Raw genomic sequence first — 17,362 nt, 5'->3', positions numbered from 1 at the left:
AACTTATAATACTTTTTGACATCGTTAGTATTTACCTTATTCTAAAATATTTTTCAATTTACCAATCCGTCAACATCTAAATTATTTCATACTTTTTTGCGCCTACAATACATTACCAAAAGTATAAATAATCCCATTCCTGCCAAATATTTAATTGCATCAGGTATGCTTGGATTAGGTGAAAAGAAGCCTTCGATCGTACCAGCAATAATCAACATTGGTACAATGCCAAATACTAGCTGCACCGCCTGAGAACCATAAAATTTCAGTGCATCCCCACGGCGATATTTACCAGGAAATAAAATTGCTCTTGCTAATAAAAATCCTGCACCCCCAGCAAAAAAGATCGCCGGTAATTCCAAGGAACCATGTGGAAACACAAAGGCCCAAAAAGGATAAGCCAGATTATTTTGACCAACTAAAGTGCCAACAGCACCAATTAATAAGCCATTAAAAATCATCAAATAGGCTGTGTATAGCCCAAAGGTGATGCCACCGGCAACAGCACCAAAGGATACTGACAGATTATTGATCGTGATACTGCTGGATGCCAGAGGTTCAACACCGACAATTGACCCCATCCATAATTTATGATCGTCTCGCACCTTGGTAATCAAACTTTCAGGTACGATCAAAGCCATAAAGCTGGGGTTTTGCCAAGAATACCACCAAGCCACTAGTGCCCCCAGTAGGAACAGTACCGTCGCTACAGCAATATATGCAAATGTTTTCTGAACTACATCTGGTAATCCCCATTTGTAAAATTCTAGGATTGCCTGCCATTCCTGTCGCCGCGAACCTTGGTAAATCTGCGTATAGGCACGAGTTGTTAAAGATTGTAAACTTTGTATCAAAGTATTGCCGATTTGCTGGGTACGGGCACGAGCCAAATCTGCCGCTACTGAACGATATAAACTCGCTAATTCTCTAATTTCTGCTGCCCGTAGAGACTTTAGCCCTCTTTTTTCTATCTGCTTTAATAAGGCATCCAGACGTTGCCAATTTGGTTCTCGTCGCGCAATCCAACGTTGAATATTCATGAATTTTGGGAACACTGAGTTTAACTTAGCTTAAGATAGCCTCAAATTCATCTCCGTAGTTTCAAGGAAAATTTGCCATTATGTCTGAAAATTTTGGATCTTCCGGCCAGATACAACCACTGAGTGTAGGAAATGTTGTCAGTGCTGCGGTGCGATTGTATCGTTCTCATCTTAAGACTTATCTGAAACTGGCTGCGATCGCTCACTTGTGGGTTATCGTTCCGGTTTATGGCTGGGCAAAATATGCAGCCATCTCTGGACTAATTTCACGCTTGGCTTTTGGAGAATTGATTTACCAACCTGAAAGTGTCCAAGCCGCCAGCAACCATGTTAATCCGCGTCTCTGGTCATTTTTAAGAGTTGGGTTTCAAGTAGGAGTATCTTTGCTGGTAGTTTATTTAGGATTGGCGATCGCAGGTGGTATTCTGTCTGCTGCGTTGGTAGCGTTATTGGGAGGGATATTAGGTACTGCGGGTGTTATAGTCACAACCACATTGACAATAATTTTAATGGTAATTATTTTACTGTTGGGACTAACCTGGTTCTACTCTCGTTGGATAGTAGCTGAGGTACCGCTAGCAGTTGAAGAAAATATTAATGGTGGCGAAAGTGTTGCTAGAAGTTGGGAGTTAACTAAAGCCTCGGTACTTCGCATTCAGGGCGTTGTTTTAGTTGCTTTTTTCGTTACACTGCCATTGGTGTTTGTATTAAACTATATACCTAGCTTATTCCTCATCAAGCTTGAGCCAGGTACTGTCATCTACGGAATTGTGTATTTTATTTCTGTGATTGGCAGCTTAGTAGGTGGAGTTTTGATAATGCCATTCTGGCAAGCACTAAAAGCTGTTTTATACTTGGACTTGCGGACTCGGCGTGAAGGTCTGGGTTTGCAGTTAAGACAACCTCCTACACAAGATTTTCGTTAACTCAACGCCTTAATTCAACTCTATTAATTTTCAATTGGTTAAAATATGCGCTTTTTTAATCGCATCACATTCCAGACTCCAGAAAGTGTAGAGTTGGAATTTACTTTAGCGGGAATTGGTAATCGAGCTTTAGCACTGCTGATTGACTATACAGTGTTGGGTATAACTTTGCTTCTGTTTGTCCTTACCTGGACTGTCTTTTCAACGCAGCTGGTAAATTTTCTTGAAGACTTGTTTACGAGTTTACCAAGTTTAGACATTTGGTTATTAGCAATTTTCTTCATTATTGCCTTTGCAATTTACATCAGCTATTTTGTATTTTTTGAAACCTTATGGTTTGGGCAAACCCCTGGTAAACGGGTTGCTAAAATTCGCGTAGTTCGAGATGATGGCAGGCTCATTGGGTTACAACAAGCAACTCTCCGTTCCCTACTACGACCCTTTGATGAGACTTTATTTATTGGCGCTTTTTTAATTATGTTCGGTAGTCGTGAAAAGCGTTTAGGTGATTTGGCTGCCGGTACAATTGTAATTCAAACTGAAACACCTATTGCATCTGCGACATTGACAATTTCAGAACAGGCAAAGGAACTTTATGAACAGTTAATCCAAATCGCCGATTTATCGAAATTATTGCCCGATGACTTTGCAGTTATTCGTGAATATTTGCAGCGACGGGCTGCAATGTCATTAAAGGCAAGAGCCTCACTATCTCTAAAGTTAGCCGAGCAAGTAGTAGCTATTATTAATTTAGAAAGCTTGCCAGAAGCTGTTACACCTGATGTATTTTTAGAAGCTGTTTATCTCGTATATCAAGAACCTAAATTTTAGGCGAAAAATTTTATTTACAGCATTGGTAAAAAGTTAAGTTTACCTAAAAAACAAAATCATAATCAGTAGTCAGTAAGTGAAAACTACTGACTACTAACCAATGACTTAAAAATCTAAAATCGGCCAGTCTGGTTCACGATAATAGTGTGTCATGTTGTCAAATTTTCGTAATTCGACACGATTGATCGAAAATTCTGGCAAATTAAACAGCCATTTTTCATTCAATTCCGAAAGATTTGTACTGAAACTTGTGCGGTCTAAGTCAGATGAAACCTCCCCAAAATAGGCTAATGTAACATGGGCAGTGAAATGATAATGCTGCTCAATACCCAAGGCAATCAACTTGGGATTTTGATAAATTGTTCGGCGGAATTTAATAATTTCCTCATAGCAGCTTTCATCTTGAGGTACTAAACAAACAGCTATAGCTCTTGGCATCAGTATCAGTCCCAGCATTTGCCATTTAATCGGATGACTCCTATTTGTCATCAATTGTTGATATTGCTGAAACATTTCGGCTAAACAAGAGGGTAACTCCTCGTCAAATTTTGGATTATTTTCGCGGGCATCAAGGTAAGCATGATCCCAAATTAAATCCGCTAAAGTTACATGGAAGCTAGCAGGAGGTACAGGTATAATCAAATTACGGTTTACAGGCAACTGCAAAAGTTCCTGTTGGTAAGTCTGTAATTTGGCATAGAAAGCAGAATTTTCTGATTCTTCTTCTGCCGCAGGCGTTGTAATTAGCGTATACCCAGGAAAAGACGCTGCTTCTCTCAAGCCGGAATTTGGCTGAAATTTAGAAGATTCCTGAATATGCTGGGCTTGGGATCTGTAGGCTTCTGGCAGCGTCAGTCGTGCTAACCGATTTAAGTAAGTTTGATAGTTGTCGTCCAATCTTCATAGCCTCACGCTCTCACTTGATAGATTTTAGGGAAAATTACCCCGAATAAGAGAATGATTTTAAAAGTATTTAGTTTTTGGGGCTGAGGAAGTTAGCAGTTAGGAGGTAGGAGTTTTAAGAATTCTTCTCCAATGCACCATTCTCCATGCCCAATGAGGTTTATCTATGCCAATCTATGTTTACTGGGGTGAAGATGATTTTGCGATGGAAAAGGCGATCGCTGTTTTGCGCGATCGCGTTCTCGATCCCAATTGGATAAGTTTTAATTACACTGCATTCACCCCAGATCAAGCTGATGCTGCTATCCAGGGGTTAAATCAGGTGATGACACCCACTTTTGGCGCTGGTGGGCGCTTGGTATGGCTGGTAAATACAACCCTGTGTCAGCACTGTCCAGAGAACGTCTTAGGGGAATTGGTGCGATCGCTATCTGTCATTCCCGAAAACTCATTTTTATTACTCAGCAGCCGCAACAAGCCAGATGAACGCCTCAAATCCACGAAATTGTTAAAACAATTTGCTACTGAATTCCGAGAATTTCCCCTCATTCCCCCTTGGAAAACCGAATTACTAGTGCAATCTGTTAATCAAGTAGCCCAGACTGTGGGCGTAAAACTGACTGCCAATACTGCCCAGCTATTGGCAGAATCCGTTGGAAATGATACGCGATTGCTCTACAATGAAATAGAGAAATTACGGTTATATGCCCACGGTACCAATAAGCCTTTAGACGTAGATACTGTTACAAAGTTAGTAAGAAATACTACTCAAAATAGTTTACAATTAGCAGCAGCAATCAGAATAGGAGATACAGCGAAAGCTTTGACAACGTTGGCAGATATGATCAATGCTTCCGAGCCGGGATTACGGATAGTTGCCACATTGATTGGACAATTTCGCACCTGGCTATGGGTCAAGATTATGATAGAAAGTGGTGAGCGCAACCAACAAGCGATCGCTCAAGCTGCTGATATCGGTAATCCCAAGCGGATCTACTTCTTACAACAAGAAATCAAACTGCTTTCTGTGCAACAGTTAATCTCCTGCTTACCTCTACTATTGGAGTTAGAAGTGAGCCTCAAGCAAGGAGCATCAGAAATGTCAACATTTCAGACTAAAGTCATCGAACTTTGTCAAATATGCCGAGGAAGTTGACAATCAAATATAAAAACTTGATGTATTGAACAGTTGCTGGAACTTCCAACTCCAAAAATAATTCAAAGTCCTTATAATATCCCTGATGTAGTTTTGTGTCACACACTATATGAATAAAATTTCCAATTTCCTTTCCCGATCCAGCCGAAAGCGAATCCTTTGCCAATCATTCTTTTTCGGCGCGATCGCTACTGCGAGTGTCATTTCCAACGCTTTTTCAGTTAATTCAAAAGCTTATGGTCAAACTGCATCACCAATAGCTAACAATACTCAAATTGACAGCTACGCTCAAGCAGTGCTAGCAATGGAACCAGCACGTCAAAAGGCTTTTGAAACCATTAAAAACCTGATTGGCAGTGGAGAAGTTCCCAAAATTGTTTGTAACGATTCTAACAGCATAAATGATCTTCCTAGAAAGGCTCAAGATATCGCAGTAAATTACTGTAATAGCTCTCAAAAAATTGTCCAAGATAATGGTTTGAGCATTGATCAGTTTAACAAAATCACTATAGAACTACAAAATAACGATCTTTTAAAACAGCAGGTTTACAACACCTTATTACGTCTGCAAAAAACCCCCGATTCTCCTTAGTCAAAATCTGCATCAACACTAAAATTAGACAGGATCGGGGTTAAAATAACTACCCTTGTATGAAAGCAAGGGCTAGTATTTTTTATTTAGAGAACAATCAAAGATTGATTCATAAAATACTTGTTTGTGGATAATAGGTTAATAAGTAATCATCTATAGAATTTTACGAATCGATTTTTATTACCGTCCTATCATTCAATTATCAGAAAAGTTTGCTTGTCGCTTAGTGTGAATATTTTTCATGTGCTTCTTCACGGTGTTTATGGTGATGTAAAGCTTCATAGCAATTTCTTTATAGCTGTAGTTGCTTCTATAGAGAAACCAAATTTCAGCTTCTCGTGGCGTGAGGTCAAATTTTTTAACTTCAGTGAGTGCTACATTTTTTACAGACTCATATTGGTTTTCTATGGTAACTAATAAGCAAGGCACTTCAAACCCATCTAAATCTAGCAGTCTCACCCTAATCCGAAAAATATTTGACTTATCAAGTACAATTTCATCCGACAAAATCAGAAGTTTATCAGAAAACAAATCCCGACTACTGAGTAAAGATTCACAAAGATTCCAGATAGCTGGCGGTACAAAATTCGGGTTGAAATTGTCTTGATTGAATTGGCAACAAAGGCGATTAGCAGACGCATTACTATGTACTACTTCACCAGTTTGGCTTAAAATTAATATACCGTCTTCTAAGCCTTCAATTACTTCTTGTAAAAAATTAGCTCGCTTGGAGTTAAGTAAATCAATATTCTCTAACTGTTGGGGTTCTGCTACTGTTTTTACTAATGTCTTTGTTAGGGCAATCATAGGAGATAAATTAATGTATAAAATAGTGCTTGTTTGTTAGATTCATACAACTTGGAAGATGTACTAATCTATTTTTCGGATGATTATCTGAATAAATTGGGTGAATATTGCAGACTAATCACACTCATGAAAGTAAGTACAAGTGTTATTTCTAAAACAAACTCCTGAGAATACTCAATCAACAATTCATCTATTTTGTTTGAATTAATTTAGGTTATACATTTTAAATACAACTCTGAAATAGCATATTTCGGAAGACGCAAAATTTAATTTGGCTGGACTTTACCTCGCTACCCTAAGGTGTCATTGCTAGATGAATTGTCTAAAATCAAACGTATTGTTTTGTTGAATGTGAGCCACTTCTACAAAATAGCTATCACCCCAATAAATAAAAATTATTCAGATAGAAATAAAAATATACACGCAAATATTTATACTTGCGTGTATTTACTAAGTATGCTAAATTGCAGAGTAAATTTTACATTGATTAAAGTAAGCGATCGCAGGTAGGCTCAAAAGCTTCCATAATAAACGCCATACCAGACAGATGGAAGTACCTGAAAAATGTCATCATAGTTAAGGTAAAACATTCTGGAGATAAGACAACGGTTTACGCACGCCCTTTAGCACGGTTAATTGAGCAATTGCAACGCCTGCCGGGAGTTGGCCCTAAATCTGCCCAAAGACTGGCTTTGCATATTTTGAAGCGTCCAGAAGCAGAAGTAGAAGCTTTGGCACAAGCTTTAGTTGAAGCCAAAAAACAGATAGGCTTGTGTTCTGTTTGCTTTCACTTATCTGCTGAACCTGTTTGTGAAATCTGTCGCAATGCCAACCGTGACAACAATACTATCTGTGTCGTAGCAGATCCCCGCGATGTAATTGCGCTGGAAAAAACCCGCGAATACAAAGGCAAATATCACGTTTTGGGTGGGGTGATTTCTCCAATTGATGGAATTGGGCCAGAACAGTTAAATATACTGGCTTTGCAGCGACGGGTAAATCAGCAAAAACCTCAAGAAGTGATTCTGGCAATTAGTCCGAGTGTAGAAGGGGAAACAACAACACTATATATAGGTCAGCTACTGAAACCATTTACCAAGGTGACGCGGATTGCCTTTGGTTTGCCTGTAGGTGGTGATTTGGAATACGCCGACGAAGTGACCCTGGCAAGGGCATTAGAAGGACGCAGGGAGCTAGATTAAGCTTAATTAAAAGGTTTATAAACATTTTGAGGTAGGGGTAATTCATTAATTGCCCCTACCTCAAAGTATTAATTAGGCTTACCCGTAATTGTAAATGCTGCCCAGTAGTAAGGATGATTATAAAGATTTTTATCTGATGCCATTTTACTATTTCTATATAGTTGCGTCGCTAAATAAGTTTGAATCCGTAATTCTTCAGGATGCAGATTATTCAAAATATCTTCATACCATTTTGTCAGTTCTCCAGCAGTTAGTTCTTTCAGCCACCTTGTTGCTTCCGCTAAGGCAGTAACTGCTGATTTATTAGGCTGTAATCTCCGATAAAACTCTATCATTACTAAGGCACTAGCTGAAGATTCTACACTCCAGAGAGTACTAACTATATGAGGAACACCCTGACTGACCAAACCACTGGCTAAACTCACATATTCACTGCTGATAGTGTGGTTATTAGTACTTAAATTTTCACACGCAGAGAGAGTAATCAGGTTGTAAGTTGATAGATTGTGCTGATAGATTTCATCTAGAGTTAGTTTTTCTTCACATGCTAATGCTAATTCTGACTTTTTGGGTTCAGCTAAATTATTAGTGACATGACCTGTAAAATGAAAAATATTGTAATTATCAAACAAGGCATTTTCAACAATATTTTTTGTAGCTTCTGCTCCCTGAATTCGTTGAATATTATTGAACATCTGGCTCACAACTTCAGATTCGAGTTTGGCAAATTTTAGTGGAGGATAACCTGCACTTTCAGGATGTTCAACACTGAGCAATAACTGATTTTGCCATTGCCAAATATCTTCAGTTCTTATTGATAAACCTATTTGGGCACTGGGTAAATAGGTGACGGTGAAATTAGACTCCACATTCGGCAACTCTTCCTGGGATGGGGAAGAAAGATGGAAAAGAGTATGAATGGGCAATCTGTACAAGTCGCGGTGAGGAATTAAAACCAGTTGGGTGATGCCTTCGAGTTCCTGGGCAATTGTGGAAATATTCAAGATGCCATACAACTGCACCAGCTTCTGTTCCATATCCACTCGCCAAGAATGCTGGCTTTTACTTTCTTTGTCTTGGGCTGTGGTGCGATATTCTTGGTATTGTTGATGCCAATCTTCTAGCCAAGTTTCAAATTCAATTAGGCGTTGTACTGCTTCAGGTAGCGGCAATTCATTGAGACGAATAGCGTCTTCTCCTAAAGGTATTGCCCCGGCATCTTGCATGGGTGTAAACAGGAGAATCGGTGATGGCGCTTGGTCTTTGAGAATGAAAGTATGTAGAGCGACTGGACTAATATGCCAGTAAATAATTGCTGTTGTGGGGTTAAATAGTTGTTGAATTGCACCATAATGGGGCGAGTAAATATTATTATTCCAGCCAGAAAGCAGCCAGTTTAAACAAGCATTCTTGCCCTGTTCGGCAATTTCCCAAGCTTCAACTAAATCACCAGACTCTACTGCTAAATCAACTGCCAATTGATCAAAGCCTGCAAATTTCAAAGCTAGCTGTTTTTTACTTTCGTCTGAGCGAGTTTCTTCACTCAGCAATTGTCGCAATAAATCTGTACCACGTTGCAGCAATTCTTGAACTTGTGTTGTTTGTCCCAAACCCATCAGTACTTTGCTTAGAGATTGCAAAACCTCTAGGTGGAATAGGGGAAAATATTCTAGTGTCAGGGTTAACAGCGCCTGATGGTACTCAGATGCAGCTTTGCGCCAATAATCGCGGGGATTGGGATGTTTTTTGCCTTGATCGTAATAAGTATTAGCGATCGCCAGATGCAATCTACCCCAACCTTCTGGGTGGGTATCTGTCCGTAGATGTTTTAACCCTTCTTCGTAGCTGGCTAATTTTCCTTCGTAGCCACCCTGTTGCAAGTCGGGATTTGCCTCTGTGATCCTACTCGATAAATTCAGCAATGTTTCCGAGTTCACCAAATGACCGATCGCAGTTCCCCGACCAATCCAAGCTTCCCAATAATCTTGTTTAATTTCCAAAGCGTTGTCATAACAAGCGATCGCTTCGGCAAATTGTTCTAAATAAAACAGCGCTACTGCCTGATTATACCAAGCTAAGTGGAAGTCAGGTTTGATGGCGATCGCTTGGCGATAGGAAGCGATCGCTTCTTGGCGACGACCTAAGTTATCTAATGCTATACCTCGGTTGTACCAAGCTAAGTAGAAGTCGGCTTGAACTGAAAGGGCTTTATCCCAGGAGGCGATCGCTTCTGACCACCTTCCTAAATTAAACAGCACTACACCCCGGTCTATCCAAACTTCGTGGTACTCTGGGTTAATTTCTAGGGCTTTGTCGTAGGATATAATCGCCTCTGAAAATTGTTCGCCTACAGCTAGGGCTATCCCTCGGTGATACCAGTTTTCCTGGTCTTCTGGTTCCAATTGCAGCGCTTGATCGTAACTATAAATAGCTTCTGGTAGCCAACCTAACTTCAGTAATGCCAAACCCTTGCTAGACCAAGCCTCTTGGTAGTCTGGCTTGACTTCTATAGCTTTGTCAAAAGAAGCGATCGCTTCTTCAAAATATCCTAATTCTCCGAGAGTTCCACCCCGGTTGTACCAAGCTTTGTAGAAGTCAGGTTTTAGTTCTATGGCGGTTTCGTAAGAGGCGATCGCATCTTCAAAACGTTCTAAATGGAACAGTGTCAAGCCTCGATTAAACCAATACTCTGAGACTTCAGGTTGAAGTTCAATAGCTCGATCGTAAGACGCGATCGCGCCTAACAAATCACCTGTTTTCGCTTGGCTTAGACCTTGGTAAAACCATCCTTGAGCGTTGGTAATCGGATTATCGCTATGTCGCTCAATAATACCGGGAGAATTACTGCTTTGAACTGCCAAGTTAGAAGCAAGTTGCTGGACTAAATTGGTACTTTGATCCAATTTCACCCACAACTCATCTAATGTATTAGCTACATTTGGCTCTAAATTTGTCAAAGTGCTATCCCAATTTTCCACCGAGGGAGAAGTTGTTAATTCACTTCTTGGCCTAGTAGAAAGGAGATTTACTCCTGTTGTACTTTGAACAACTTCTTCATCATCGAACCGCAGTTGGGCTAACGAGGTGATTGAATCTTCCTTTGCGGGGAGAGGGAGATTTGCAGGTATTGTGGCTTGGGTTTCTTCCCTTTCATACTCCAATACCAGTTCCTCTAAATTTTCGGTGAATCTTTCCTCAAAAAAGACATTTTCAGATGCTGAGGTGATTGGTTCAACAGCTGGCACATCATATTCCCATAACTGCTCACCTAAGCTACGAATTAGCTCTTGCCCAGGCGAAATTGGGATAATTTCTTCATCGGTTGTGATTTCTACAACATCTGGTTCATCATACTCCCATAACTGCTCACCTAAATTGCGGATCAGTTCTTCCCCAGGAGTAATTTCTACGACATCCGGCTCATCATACTCCCATAACTGCTCGCCTAAATTACGGATCAGTTCTTCCCCAGGAGTAGTTTCTATGACATCTGGCTCATCATGCTCCCATAACTGCTCGCCTAAATTGCCGATCAGTTCTTCCCCAGGAGCGATTTCTACCCCATATTGTTCAGGAGTAATTTCTAAGTCCGCTTCTGGATAATTCTCCTCATCCTCTATCTGTATAGGTGAGTTTTGCATCATACGGATGCCAATGTCATAAGCAACATCTCCAATTCTGCCAACACCAAGTTCCCCCAATTGCACCATCTGTGATGCTAAAAGAGGATTCGGTGCAGGTGAAGCTAGCAAGCTTTCACCAAACATCACCAACCAATCTATCCAGCGTTCAGCCGGAATCCGATTTTCAACCCGTTGCAGATACCTCAATGCCCACTGTCGTCCTCGTGCTTGATGCACGCCTTCTAACAATTGGATAAACAATTGTTCCAGATCAGCATTGGTTAGTTCTGGTAGTACCTCCACCAGATTATGTCCTCTCGCACCCTTAAGAGAACTAGCCTGCTTACTTTCAATGAGGCGCTTTAAAAGCCTTTTAAGCGACTGCGATATCCGCCTGAGCATCTGCCACACTATTGGATTTTGTTTTTCTAGATTGTAGCCATCGTTGTGTTAAAAAAATCATCAATTACGTAAAAATCCATTAGATCGGGACAGCGCTTCCGTCGCAGGTTAGCAAAAAATATACCAAAATTCAAGAGTAAAGCATTACAACGTTACAATTCCCGATTCGACTAATTTTCTGCTTGCTCTGTAGTCGATTGACCGGCAGGATACAATTGATTGATCAATGCCTGGACAAGCACTTGTGGATCATCTGTCTCAACGGCAAGCTGTTGAGCAATCTGCTGGCGTAAGTTTTCATCCTCTTGCAACATTACAAACAACTCTTCTAGGGTGACAGTTTGATATTCTCCCTCTGGGGGATTCTCTGGCGCATCTACTGACTCTGATATCGAGGGCGTTGTCTCAGATTGTAAAGTCGTACTAAGAGCATCTGGCCCTTCATATTCCCAAATTGGTTCGCCTTGATTGCGCGTCAACAACTGCATTCCAATACTATAGGCAACATCTCCGATTTTTCCGATATCCAACTCACCCAGTTGTACTAACCGTGCAGCTATTTCATTATTCGGTGTCGGTGATGCTAGCAATTTTTCACCAAAGCGCCCTAACCACTGAACCCAGTCTTCAGTTGTAATCCGATGTTCAATATTATGCAGCCACTTTTGCGCCCAGGCTTCCCCTCGTGCTTGATGTACTCCTTGCAACAGCTCGGTGAAGAGAAATTCCAGATCCGTATCGCTTAGGGGTGGGGCTGGTTCTTTTGGGATATTCCCTCTAGATTTTGAGACATTCTGTTTTCCACCGAACAAGCTCTGAAAAAGCTTTTTGAGCCATTGAAATAGCCGCTTGAGCATCTGCTGCACCATCGAGTTTTGCTTATCTATAAAATTGTAGCGATCGCACTGGACTATGGCGTTAGTTCTTTGTCATTTGTCATTTGTCATTGGTCATTGGTCATTAGTCATTGGTCATTAGTTCTTTTTTCCCTACTTCCTACTTTTGATGAGAACAAATGTACTAAATGCTATGCTATAATTCCGATACATTGATGTTGAAATCATAGTAAAGAATTATGATCTAGTTGCTTGCTTTCCTGAGTGCCAAAATTGACGGCATTAGTTGAGTGTAAGCGCTATAGCAACATCGATGAAGAAAGCAGGTACGAGAGTTTAAAATAATTGAATCCCAAACTCGACTCGGTGCTACTAATTAACGTTGAAAGGCATTGAAGTCTATTTTTCCATGTCTTACGAACCCCTGCACCATAAATATCGCCCCAAAAGTTTTGCTGAACTGGTGGGACAAGAGGCGATCGCTACCACCCTCACGAATGCGATCGGCACATCCAAAATAGCCCCCGCCTATTTATTTACAGGGCCAAGAGGTACGGGGAAAACTTCTAGTGCCCGGATTTTAGCTAAATCTCTCAATTGTCTCAAAAGCGATCGGCCCACTGCTGAACCCTGTGGCGTGTGTGATGTTTGTCAAGGAATCACCAAGGGTTACGCTTTAGATGTAATTGAAATCGATGCTGCTAGTAACACTGGTGTCGATAATATCCGCGAGTTGATTGAAAAAGCCCAGTTTGCCCCTGTGCAGTGTCGTTACAAGGTTTATGTAATCGATGAATGCTTAACTGGAGATTCTCTGGTTTTGACTGACGAGGGACTTCAAAGAATTGATGATCCCAAAATTAAAGATAAGAAGGTTCTGAGTTACAACGACTCATTAGGTAAGTGGGAATTCAAGAAAGTTGTCAGGTGGTTAGATCAAGGGGAAAGACAAACCCTGGTTATCAAAACAACTAATAGAGAAATTAGATGTACGGGTAATCATTTAATTAGGACAAATCAGGGATGGCTACCAGCAAAGGACGTAAAAGAAGGAGTGAAGATACTATCCCCTGTGAATGCGGATGCGGCATCCTCATTTACAAATTTGGTATCGATGGACGCACCCGAAGGTTTGTTAGCGGACACCAATTTAAAGGCAATACATCTGGGCAAAAATCATACGACTTGGAATCTATCCTTAAACAAGCCGAATTACTCCGACCTTTCTGTGCTTGCGGGTGCGGAGAAAAGCTCGATATCCCAACCTTTTTACAAAAAAAAGGACGAGGAATCATCAGCATCCAGTCTCGTTGGGAAAAACATCCATATAAAAAAGGACACGGAATCTGGAAACTTAGAACAGAAAAGTTCCTTGCGGATGCGGCAGTTATCCAGCCAAACGCACTTGGACTTATCTACGGAACCTTACTTGGAGATTGCTCTATCAGTTATCCCAATAAATACAGCAGATTCCCCAGATTGTGTTGGACACACTCAGAAAAGCAGCAAGAATGGTTGGAATACAAAGCTTATCGCCTTGAAGAATTGCGTCCAAAACTGCGAATTACAGGTAACAAAGGATACGGGAACATATCAGTTACCTGTAACACCGCTTGTCATCCCCAACTCAAAGATGTCTTGGAAATCGTTAAACCAAATGGGGATAAAAAGCTCGTCTCTATGGACTGGCTTAATCGAATTACCCCAGAAGGACTTGCTTGGTGGTACATGGATGATGGCTCACTCAGTCTCAGTCCACAAGGAAGTCCACAAATTCAATTGCATACAGAAGGATTCTCCGGCGCTGAAAATCAACTCATCGCCAGTTGGCTTACAGCAATGGGATATTCAGCCGCAACAAAGTTTTATACCAGAAGTAGTACAGGCAAAACATACCACTACATCCAGATGGGCGCAAGCACCAGTAGAAAATGGCTCGCAGACCTTAAACAATATTCCATCCCCTCAATGGATTACAAGTTTGGAGACAGTCGAATCTGTTCACCTCGCTGGGGTTGAGCGAGTTTACGATATTGAAGTAGCAGATAATCATAACTTTGTAGCAAACGGGCTTTTGGTACATAATTGCCACATGCTCAGTACCCAAGCGTTCAATGCGCTACTTAAGACCCTAGAAGAACCACCGAGACACGTGGTTTTTGTATTGGCGACAACAGACCCGCAACGGGTGTTACCAACGATTATTTCGCGCTGTCAAAGGTTTGATTTTAGACGTATTCAATTAGAGGCGATGGTTAAGCATTTAAGTGCGATCGCATCTTATGAAAGCATTCATATTTCACCCGAAGCCGTAACCCTGGTAGCCCAACTTTCTCAGGGAGGGTTGCGAGATGCCGAAAGCTTACTCGATCAATTGGGTTTGTTAGCGGGTGAAGTGACACCAGATAGAGTTTGGGATTTGGTCGGGACGGTAAGCGAACAGGACTTACTGGGACTTCTAAATGCGATCGCTCAAGATAAACCTGAAGCAGTTCTTGACAGTACCCACAAAATTCTTGATCGTGGTCGAGAACCCCTAATTCTTCTGCAAAATCTCGCCGCTTTCTACCGCGATTTACTCATAGCCAAAACAGCACCGAACCGCCACGATTTAGTTGCTTGTACTCAGCAAACCTGGACGGCGTTGGTTGAGTTTGCTCAATACTTCGATATGAGCGTGATTTTGGCAGGACAGGAACACCTACGAAAAGCTGAAGTGCAAATTAAAAACAGCACCCAGCCGCGTTTGTGGTTGGAAGTAACATTACTAGGATTGTTACCCAGTGCGACGGCAAATATTCAACCACAAGTTCCAAATATCGCGCCGCGAGTTAACCCACCTGCTGTATCTCCAAGCTATCCTCCAGCAGTTACCCAAAATCATGCAGTCTCTTCTTTACCGGTAACGGAACCGCAAACAAATCATAACTCTACACTTCGACAAGGCTCAGTGACTACAAACCATCATGTAGCGATTGCCCAAAATGAGCCTGTCACTTCATCTGGCGCAGTTGAACAGCAAACAAATCACAATTCTGCTCCTAACTCAGTTTCACCACCAACCCCAGAACTTGTAACTGTACCCGTATCGCCTGCGAACGTTGAAGCAGTAACTTCAGAAGTTGTTGGAGAAGCACAATATGATTTAACGCAGGTTTGGCAACAGGTGCGGGCTAATTTTCCAATGCCTTCCAGACAAGCTTTACTGGGGCAAATGTGCCAGCTAATAGAGTTTAACGGTACTGTAGCGCGTATTGCTGTTAAAGGATCTAAATGGTATGAAACACTTAAGTCTGATCTCCCGATGATGAAGGCTGCTTTCCAGCAGACTTTTGGGTGTGAAGTTCAGGTAAATCTGGAACAAATAAGCTCTGTAACTCCTAACTCAGCTAGGAAAACTCCTCCGCCAAAAGACTCTAGTCGTGTTCAGCAACCAGCTACTCCTAGTTACAGCCAGCAAATTTCGCCTCCAGCGCCAGTACCACAGCCAGCAACGCCAGCACCAGCACCATTCAAAACTGAGCCGCTAGCAAAAAATGGGAATGGGACAAATGGAAATGGGGTAAATGGAAATGGAGCAAGTGGAAATGGAGCAAGTGGAAACGGGGCAAATAGAAATGGGGCGCAAACTTTGCCTCCAGCGCCACAGCGAACACCCGGATCTGATTGGGAAATTGATGAAGTTGCGATCGCTGCTCAACGTCTAGCAGAATTCTTCAACGGACAAATTATCCGTTTCACTGAGGATTCAACAGAATTCTCCGATTCCATAGCTACACCTGAATGGGTAGAGGAATCAGAAGTTGATGATGAGTGACAATTAAAGCATTGCGTGAAGCACGGGGTTTAAAACCCATTCTTCTGATAAAACCCAGATTCCGCAGGTGCGCTCGTAAATGCTGTATTTTTGAAAATGACCTAAATGCTGCATTTTAGAAGCATGACAGCATCATTAAATATCAGGGTACAGGATATTGACCACTGCGGCATAGTCGCAGGCATCTGTGATGAGATGAATTTAGTAGAACAAATTAACCGACTGCTGGGAACTCACTCTCAAGAAATCATCAGTGCAGGTCAAGTTGTAAAAGCAATGATTTTAAACGGATTAGGATTCGTGAGTGCGCCGTTATATTTGTTTGAAAAGTTTTTCGTAGGCAAAGCTACCGAGCATCTTTTAGGAGAAGGAATACGTCCAGAACACTTAAACGATGACCGTTTGGGTCGAGTATTGGACAAATTATATGAGGCGGGACTAACGAAAGTCAAGCCAGAAAAGAAGCTGACCTCAAGCAGTTGGAAAAACGTTTAATTAAAAAGTTATCAGTTGCCCAATCCGAACTTCGGCAGTTGTCAAACCAAGAATTTGCTTGCTCAAAAGATGCTCTGATTGCGGCACAACGGCTCAGTTCTAAGTTGCCCTTACACCAACTGGCTAATATCCAGGTTAAGGAAGTAAAAAAACATACTGGACGTGGTAGACCCAGTAAGGATGCTGCCCCTACCTTTTACTACCAAGTCGATGCCACGCTAGAACCCAAGGAAATAGCCATCGCCATCGAAACCAAACGCGCTGGAAGATTTATTTTAGCGACCAATGTCCTCGATGCCGAAGAACTCAGCGATGAAGATGTTTTACGTGAATATAAGGCACAGCAGTCTACTGAGCGTGGTTTCCGATTTCTCAAAGACCCTTTATTTTTTACTTCCAGTGTCTTTCTCAATTCGACTGAGCGAGTTGCCGCATTAGCAATGATTATGGGTTTGTGCTTGCTTGTTTATAGTCTGGGTCAAAGAGCTTTACGTCAAGCCTTAGAACGGGCAAAAAAAACTATTGATAATCAGTTGGGTAAACCAACTTCTACTCCCACCTTACGTTGGGTGTTCCAATGTTTTATGTCAATTCATTTGGTTACCGTCTCCCAAATCAAGCAAATTGCCAACTTAACCCATGAAAGGCAATGGATTCTTCAGTTTTTTGGCGCTCCTTGTCGAAAATATTATCTTCTTTCTTAACTAACCTGCGGAATGTGGGATAAAAAAA

Annotated in this window: 11 protein-coding genes and 1 pseudogene; 7 read left to right on the top strand and 5 right to left on the bottom strand. The window is 41.4% G+C overall.

Annotated elements, in window-relative coordinates; translation table 11 throughout:
• Positions 1–86: 86 nt before the first annotated feature.
• The gene (locus GJB62_RS19695; protein WP_114081811.1) at positions 87–1,040 is read right to left on the bottom strand and encodes a stage II sporulation protein M; all 954 of its coding nucleotides are present in this window, start codon (positions 1,038–1,040) and stop codon (positions 87–89) included.
• An 80-nt stretch (positions 1,041–1,120) separates the two neighbouring features.
• On the opposite strand from GJB62_RS19695, the gene GJB62_RS19690 reads away from it, so the two are divergent.
• Both GJB62_RS19690 and GJB62_RS19685 read left to right on the top strand, forming a co-directional pair.
• Positions 1,121–1,966, top strand: a complete 846-nt coding sequence (locus GJB62_RS19690) for a hypothetical protein (protein WP_114081810.1) — start codon at positions 1,121–1,123, stop codon at positions 1,964–1,966.
• Between the two features lie 45 nt (positions 1,967–2,011).
• The gene (locus GJB62_RS19685; protein ID WP_114081809.1) at positions 2,012–2,797 is read left to right on the top strand and encodes an RDD family protein; all 786 of its coding nucleotides are present in this window, start codon (positions 2,012–2,014) and stop codon (positions 2,795–2,797) included.
• Between the two features lie 105 nt (positions 2,798–2,902).
• On the opposite strand, the gene GJB62_RS19680 is transcribed toward GJB62_RS19685, so the two are convergent.
• A complete protein-coding gene (locus tag GJB62_RS19680; RefSeq protein ID WP_181852840.1) occupies positions 2,903–3,694 on the bottom strand; it encodes a DUF1868 domain-containing protein in 792 nt (263 codons plus the stop codon).
• A 172-nt stretch (positions 3,695–3,866) separates the two neighbouring features.
• Here GJB62_RS19680 and holA point away from each other — a divergent pair, with 172 nt between their 5' ends.
• Positions 3,867–4,856 carry a DNA polymerase III subunit delta gene (gene holA / locus GJB62_RS19675; protein ID WP_114081808.1) on the top strand — a complete coding sequence of 330 codons (990 nt, stop codon included), beginning with the start codon at positions 3,867–3,869 and terminating at the stop codon, positions 4,854–4,856.
• A 109-nt stretch (positions 4,857–4,965) separates the two neighbouring features.
• The gene (locus GJB62_RS19670) at positions 4,966–5,448 is read left to right on the top strand and encodes a DUF4168 domain-containing protein (RefSeq protein ID WP_114081807.1); all 483 of its coding nucleotides are present in this window, start codon (positions 4,966–4,968) and stop codon (positions 5,446–5,448) included.
• Positions 5,449–5,643: 195 nt separating this feature from the next.
• Here the strand turns inward: GJB62_RS19670 and GJB62_RS19665 are convergent, their stop codons facing one another.
• Positions 5,644–6,255, bottom strand: coding sequence for a LuxR family transcriptional regulator (locus tag GJB62_RS19665; RefSeq protein WP_114081806.1), 612 nt, complete (start codon positions 6,253–6,255; stop codon positions 5,644–5,646).
• A 644-nt stretch (positions 6,256–6,899) separates the two neighbouring features.
• Here GJB62_RS19665 and recR point away from each other — a divergent pair.
• Positions 6,900–7,457 carry a recombination mediator RecR gene (gene recR / locus GJB62_RS19660; RefSeq protein WP_245245965.1) on the top strand — a complete coding sequence of 186 codons (558 nt, stop codon included), beginning with the start codon at positions 6,900–6,902 and terminating at the stop codon, positions 7,455–7,457.
• Between the two features lie 68 nt (positions 7,458–7,525).
• Here the strand turns inward: recR and GJB62_RS19655 are convergent, their stop codons facing one another.
• Positions 7,526–11,482: a tetratricopeptide repeat protein gene (locus tag GJB62_RS19655; protein ID WP_114081997.1), complete on the bottom strand. Its 3,957-nt coding sequence runs from the start codon at positions 11,480–11,482 to the stop codon at positions 7,526–7,528.
• 170 nt (positions 11,483–11,652) lie between these two features.
• Positions 11,653–12,351: a hypothetical protein gene (locus GJB62_RS19650; protein WP_114081804.1), complete on the bottom strand. Its 699-nt coding sequence runs from the start codon at positions 12,349–12,351 to the stop codon at positions 11,653–11,655.
• Between the two features lie 376 nt (positions 12,352–12,727).
• Here GJB62_RS19650 and dnaX point away from each other — a divergent pair, with 376 nt between their 5' ends.
• Together dnaX and GJB62_RS19640 are read left to right on the top strand one after the other, a co-directional pair.
• Positions 12,728–16,135 carry a DNA polymerase III subunit gamma/tau gene (gene dnaX, locus GJB62_RS19645; RefSeq protein WP_114081803.1) on the top strand — a complete coding sequence of 1,136 codons (3,408 nt, stop codon included), beginning with the start codon at positions 12,728–12,730 and terminating at the stop codon, positions 16,133–16,135.
• Positions 16,136–16,258: 123 nt separating this feature from the next.
• Positions 16,259–17,334: pseudogene (locus GJB62_RS19640) on the top strand (IS1634 family transposase).
• The last annotated feature ends 28 nt before the right edge of the window (positions 17,335–17,362 follow it).

It is taken from the genome of Nostoc sp. ATCC 53789, assembly GCF_009873495.1.
Lineage (GTDB): Bacteria > Cyanobacteriota > Cyanobacteriia > Cyanobacteriales > Nostocaceae > Nostoc > Nostoc muscorum_A.
Note: the sequence above shows the minus strand (reverse complement) of the source record. Positions and strands in the feature narration are given on the sequence as shown.

Coding starts and splice junctions, on each gene's coding strand:
- GJB62_RS19695 (WP_114081811.1), bottom strand. CDS start 1,040: ATGAATATTCAACGTTGGATTGCGCGACGAGAACCAAATTGGCAACGT.
- GJB62_RS19690 (WP_114081810.1), top strand. CDS start 1,121: ATGTCTGAAAATTTTGGATCTTCCGGCCAGATACAACCACTGAGTGTA.
- GJB62_RS19685 (WP_114081809.1), top strand. CDS start 2,012: ATGCGCTTTTTTAATCGCATCACATTCCAGACTCCAGAAAGTGTAGAG.
- holA (WP_114081808.1), top strand. CDS start 3,867: ATGCCAATCTATGTTTACTGGGGTGAAGATGATTTTGCGATGGAAAAG.
- GJB62_RS19670 (WP_114081807.1), top strand. CDS start 4,966: ATGAATAAAATTTCCAATTTCCTTTCCCGATCCAGCCGAAAGCGAATC.
- GJB62_RS19665 (WP_114081806.1), bottom strand. CDS start 6,255: ATGATTGCCCTAACAAAGACATTAGTAAAAACAGTAGCAGAACCCCAA.
- GJB62_RS19655 (WP_114081997.1), bottom strand. CDS start 11,482: ATGCTCAGGCGGATATCGCAGTCGCTTAAAAGGCTTTTAAAGCGCCTC.
- GJB62_RS19650 (WP_114081804.1), bottom strand. CDS start 12,351: ATGGTGCAGCAGATGCTCAAGCGGCTATTTCAATGGCTCAAAAAGCTT.
- dnaX (WP_114081803.1), top strand. CDS start 12,728: ATGTCTTACGAACCCCTGCACCATAAATATCGCCCCAAAAGTTTTGCT.